We start from the raw sequence: 5,176 nt of genomic DNA on the forward strand, positions 1-5,176 counted from the left end.
GGGAGGGGGTGTCCTCCGCGGCGCCGGGTCCCGGCTGGTGATCACCTCACTCGGGGAGCGAGGGTCACCTGGCCCCCTTGGCGGCCTGCAGGGCGAGCCTGGCGGGCAGCACGCTGGCGAGCAGTGCCAGCAGGAGGCAGATCGAGACGACCGAGAAGATCACTCCCCACGGCATCGTCATGGAGACCGTCGTGCCGAGCTGCTGGGACAGTCCGGTCTTGATCCCGAAGAGCGCGACCACCGCGACCGCCAGGCCCAGCAGGGTGCCGATCCCGACGACCAGGACGGACTCCGAGGCGACGGTCTTGAGCACCTGCCTGTTGGTGGCACCGGTCAGGCGCAGCACCGCGAAGTCGCGCTTGCGGTCCGCCGTCGCCATCATCAGCGTGTTCGCGATCGCCAGGGCGGTGTAGCCGAGCGACATGCCGATCAGCATGACGATGAAGATCCGGACGAGGCGGTCCTCCTCGGCGTCGACCGCCGCGGCGTAGGTCGCCATGTCCATCACCTCGGCGCCGAGGCCGGCCCCGATCTGGGCGGGTGCCGGGCCGACCAGGTACACCGCCGAGGTCAGCGCGGACGGGTCGTGCCGGCGGACGGTCTGGCGGGGCAGCAGCGCCTGCGTGGCCGCCGAGTTGTCCGTGATCACCGCGACCACGTCCAGGTCGACCGTCCTGCCGTCCTCGAACGTGAGCGGGGTGGACTGTCCGGTCTGGACGTTGAGCCGCTTCGCCGTGGACTCGTTCAGCACGACGGACTTCTCGCCCTGCAGGGCGTCGAGCGAACCCGACAGGACGGTGAGCCTGCTGCGCGCCTTGGCGAACTCGTCCGGCGTGACACCGATCGCGCCGAAGTGCGTGGCCTCGGGGCCGTAGAGCTCGGTCGGCAGCAACGAGGTGCCGGGGATCGCCGTCACCGCCGCCGCGTTCAGGCCGGGCGTGCCCTGCGGGACCACCACGGCGTCGGCTCGCGTCGACACCGCCTCGTCCAGCGCGTACCCGCTCGCCCTGGTCTCGAACATGCCGGCGATGAGCACCGCCAGGCCGACCGTGACCAGCACCGGAGCGGCCGTGGAGGCCGTGCGGCGGACCGCGGCGAGCGACCCCTCGCGGACCAGCATGCCGACCGCGCCCTCCCGCCGCGCCAGCGGCAGGGTGAGCACCTTGACGACCGGCGGGATGATCACCGGGGCGAGCAGGGTCATGCCGACGATCAGCGCCATCGCCGAGTACAGCGCGTTGGTGATCATGTCCTCGGACGAGGAGAGCATGGTGACCAGCAGGAGCAGGACACCGATGCCCGACACGACGCCACCGGAGATCCAGCGGGCCCTCGTCATCGGCTTCTTGTCGACGGCGGCCTCGCGCAGCGCCTCCAGCGGACGGATCTGCGAGGCCCGCCGACCCGCGGCCCAGACACCGGCGACGGCGACGCCGACACCGGCGGCGAACGACCCCAGCAGCGGGGCCACCTGCGTCTTCACCGTGAAGTTCGCCGGCTGCAGGCCCGCCGTGACGAGCAGGTTGCCCAGCAGCGGAGCCATGATCGTGCCGAGGACCATGCCGGCGATGCCCGCGACGACGCCGATCGCGACGGCCTCGCCGAACATCATCCGCTTGACCTGCTTGGGGGTCGCTCCGATGGTGCGCAACAACCCCAGTTCCCGGCGGCGCTGCACGACGCTGAACGCGAACGTCGAGGCCACGACGAAGATCGAGACGAAGCCGCCGAGGCTGCCCATCGCGACCAGGATCTGCTGACCGATCCAGCGAACCCGCTCGTCACCCTTCAGTTCGAGCCCGGTGCGTGCGGCACCGGCGAGGACCCGGCCGTCCGTGCCCTGAGCAGCCTTGGCCGCGGACTCGACCGCGGCGAGGTCGGCGCCGGGCGCCGTGACGAGACCGATGATCCGCACACCGCCGGCGAGCTCGGCCGCCGTCGCGTCGGTGACGTAGAAGCCGGGCGCGTCGACGGTTCCGGTGACGGTGAAGTCCTTCGGGCCGTCGCCGGTGAGCAGCGTGACCTTCGAACCGGGGGAGACGCCGAGCGACTTCTCGACGACCACGTCGTCGGACCTGCTCGGCGCGGCGCCCTCGCTGATCGGGTACGGCGCGAGCGCCGCGCTCGACCACGAGTGGCCCTGCGGGTTGCCGGAGTCCTGGTCGCCGGCGGGCTTGCCGCCGATGACCGCCTGGGCGTAGAAGTTGCGGTCCGGCACGGCCTTCTGCACGCCGGGGATGGCCTCGAAGGCCGTGACGAGCTCGGCGGTCCGCTCGGGGGACCAGGGCTTGGTGTCGGTGAACGTGCCGTCCTCCTGGCCGACGGCGGCGCTCTGGGCGTAGACCTGCGTGCCGGCGTACCGGCCGGGGATCTCCGGCTGGGCCGACATCAGCACCAGACCGGTCATGGAGAGGATCGCGACGCCGAGGAAGACGGCGACGAACGTGCCGGTGAAGCTGGTCCAGCGGGCCTTGAGGGTGGCGATGCTCAGCATGGCTGCTCCTGACGGTTCGCCATGGCGGTGGCGATGGACTCGGCCGTGAACGGCCCGAAGAGCTCGTCGGTGACGCGGCCGTCGGCCATCAGCAGCACGCGGTCGGCGTACGCGGCGGCGGCGGGGTCGTGGGTCACCATGATCACGGTCTGCTGGTGGCGGTCGACGATGTTGCGCAGCAGGGAGAGGACGTCGCGGGAGGTCTTGGTGTCGAGGGCACCGGTCGGCTCGTCGGCGAACACCGCGGCCGGCCTGCTGATCAGGGCGCGGGCGATGGCGACGCGCTGCTGCTCACCACCGGAGAGCTCGCTCGGCCGGTGCCCGCCGCGGCGGGCCAGGCCGACCTCGGCGAGGGCGGCGCTGACCTGGTCGTGGCTCGGCGCCCGGCCGGCCAGGCGGCCCGGCAGCGCCACGTTCTGCTCGGCGGTCAGCGCCGAGACGAGGTTGAAGGACTGGAAGACGAACCCGATCCGGTCGCGGCGCAGCAGGGTCAGCTGCGTCTCGTCGAGCGTGCTCAGGTCGACGTCCCCGATGAGGATCTTGCCGCTGGTGGGGCGGTCGAGGCCGGCGGCGCAGTGCAGCAGGGTCGACTTGCCCGAACCAGACGGACCCATCACCGCGGTGAAGGTTCCCGCCCGGAAGGAGGTCGTCATGTTGTTCAGGGCGGTCACCGACTGCGCTTCCGAACCGTAGACCTTGGAGACTGACCACATTTGGACGCTGTCTGTCGTTGGCATGACACAAATTCAACCGCCCGGCGAGGTCGCCAACAATCGCGCTGGAACGAGAATCGGGGGTATACCCAGCACTACCGTCTTCCGGGTGCGGGAACGCTACTGTCGACGCGTGTCCGATCGCACCGCACTCACCGCGCTGGCCAAGAGACCACTGAGTTTCCTCACCTCGGTGTGGCCCTGGCGGTCCATCGCCTACCTGTTGTCGAGCGCCGTGCTGGGCGCCGTCGCGCTCACCGTCGTGGCCGCGTGGGCGGTCGAGTCGGCGGTTCCGGGCGGCGTCGCCGTCGCACTCGCCGTGGTGTTCGCGCTGTTGTTCTGCTGGTTTCTCGCGCCGCATTTCGAATTGTTCAGAACGCGGCTCGTGGATCTCGACCTCGCCGACGACGCGCAGAAAATGCGCCGCGGCGGAGTGAGTTCCCGGGAACTGGGTTATGCGTTCGGTTCCCTGCTCGCGCTGTGGTGGATGGACCTGGGAGTGCTCGCCGTCGCGCTGGGCGTGCCGGCCGCGCTGATCACCGCGCCGCTGCAGCCGACCGTCGTGCCCGTGCTCGGCTACGCCCTCGCCGCCGCCGGGGTGCTGCTGGTCCCGGTCGCCGCCTACCCGATCACGGCCTGGGCCGGTGCGCGCGCCGTCGCCGCGAGGGCGATTCTCGCGCCGCCGAAGACGACGCTCGGCGAGGTCGTGCAGTCCCGTGCCCGGCTCGTCGACGCGTTCGAGGCGGAACGGCGCCGCATCGAACGGGACCTGCACGACGGCGCGCAGCAACGCCTGGTGGCGCTCGGCATGAAGCTCGGCGTGGCCCTGATCGACGCACCGGACGGGCAGCTGCGCCAGGACCTGACCGAGGCGCACGAGCTGGCGAAGCTCGCGCTGACGGAGCTGCGCGAGCTCATCCGCGGCATCTACCCGCAGGTGCTGACCGACCGCGGCCTGGGCCCCGCGATCCGCGACGTGGCCGGCCGGTCGAGCGTCCCCGTCGAGGTTGATTTCGTCCTGGACGAACGGTTTTCCACCACGATCGAAGTCGCGGCATACTACGTCGTGTCCGAGGCGCTCACGAACGTCGCGAAGCACAGCGGTGCGAGCAGGGCGATGGTGCGCGGCTCGAGGACCGGCGACCTGCTGGTGATCGAGATCGTCGACGACGGGACCGGCGGCGCGGACATCCGCGGCGGCACCGGCCTGCAGGGGCTGGCCGACCGCCTCGCCGTCGTGGACGGCACACTGTCGATATCGAGTCCGGCCGGTGGGCCGACCCTGCTTCGAGTGGAGATTCCGTGCCTGCAGACCGCCAGCTCCGGGTAGCCATCGCCGATGACGCGGTGCTGCTGAGAGAGGGGCTTGTGGGCCTGGTGCAGCGCTTCGGGCACACCGTCGTCGCCTCGGTGGGCGATCCGGACGCGCTGCTCGCGGCCGTACCGCCGGGATCGGCGGACATCGTGGTGACGGACGTGCGCATGCCGCCGACGTTCACCGACGAGGGCATGCAGGCGGCGCTCGAGCTGCGCCGCGCGCAGCCGGGCCTGCCCGTTCTCGTGCTGTCGCAGTACGTCGAGCAGACCTACGCCGCCGAGCTGCTCGACTCGGACCGGGGCGCGGGCATCGGGTACCTGCTCAAGGACCGCATCGGCGACGTCGCGCAGTTCGCCGACGCCGTGGTCCGGGTGGCCGACGGCGGCACGGTGATCGACCCGGAAGTGGTGCGGCAGCTGGTGTCGCAGTCGAGGCAGCCGCTCGACCGCCTGACGCCGCGGGAGCTCGAGGTGCTCGGGCTGATGGCCGAGGGCAGGGCGAACGGCGCGATCGCGGCGGCGATGTTCGTGGGCGAGGCGGCGGTGGCCAAGCACATCGCGTCGATCCTCACGAAGCTGGACCTGCCGCAGGGCAAGGACACCCACCGCCGCGTGCTCGCGGTGCTGGCCTACCTGCGCGACCCCCGCACTG

Annotated in this window: 4 protein-coding genes; 2 read left to right on the top strand and 2 right to left on the bottom strand. The window is 71.3% G+C overall.

What is annotated here, in order from left to right; genetic code table 11:
• Nucleotides 1–64: 64 nt before the first annotated feature.
• Together ACFWGZ_RS39375 and ACFWGZ_RS39380 are read right to left on the bottom strand one after the other, a co-directional pair.
• Nucleotides 65–2,494 (bottom strand): FtsX-like permease family protein, encoded by a 2,430-nt coding sequence (locus tag ACFWGZ_RS39375; protein WP_382456689.1) that lies wholly within the window; start codon nt 2,492–2,494, stop codon nt 65–67.
• Nucleotides 2,488–3,207: an ABC transporter ATP-binding protein gene (locus ACFWGZ_RS39380; protein ID WP_382456690.1), complete on the bottom strand. Its 720-nt coding sequence runs from the start codon at nt 3,205–3,207 to the stop codon at nt 2,488–2,490. Before ACFWGZ_RS39380 ends, ACFWGZ_RS39375 begins: the two co-directional genes overlap by 7 nt.
• 133 nt (nt 3,208–3,340) lie before the next feature.
• Here ACFWGZ_RS39380 and ACFWGZ_RS39385 point away from each other — a divergent pair, with 133 nt between their 5' ends.
• Together ACFWGZ_RS39385 and ACFWGZ_RS39390 are read left to right on the top strand one after the other, a co-directional pair.
• On the top strand, nt 3,341–4,537 hold the full coding sequence (locus ACFWGZ_RS39385) for a sensor histidine kinase (RefSeq protein WP_382456691.1): 1,197 nt from the start codon (nt 3,341–3,343) through the stop codon (nt 4,535–4,537).
• A partial coding sequence (locus ACFWGZ_RS39390) for a response regulator (protein ID WP_382456692.1) occupies nt 4,510–5,176 on the top strand: 667 nt, incomplete at its 3' end. The genes ACFWGZ_RS39385 and ACFWGZ_RS39390, both read left to right, overlap by 28 nt.

The organism is Lentzea sp. NPDC060358 (genome assembly GCF_042725365.1).
Classification (GTDB): Bacteria; Actinomycetota; Actinomycetes; order Mycobacteriales; family Pseudonocardiaceae; genus Lentzea.

Bases quoted from the DNA above. Each gene is read 5' to 3' on its own strand.
- ACFWGZ_RS39375 (WP_382456689.1), bottom strand. From the start codon at position 2,494: ATGCTGAGCATCGCCACCCTCAAGGCCCGCTGGACCAGCTTCACCGGC.
- ACFWGZ_RS39380 (WP_382456690.1), bottom strand. From the start codon at position 3,207: ATGTGGTCAGTCTCCAAGGTCTACGGTTCGGAAGCGCAGTCGGTGACC.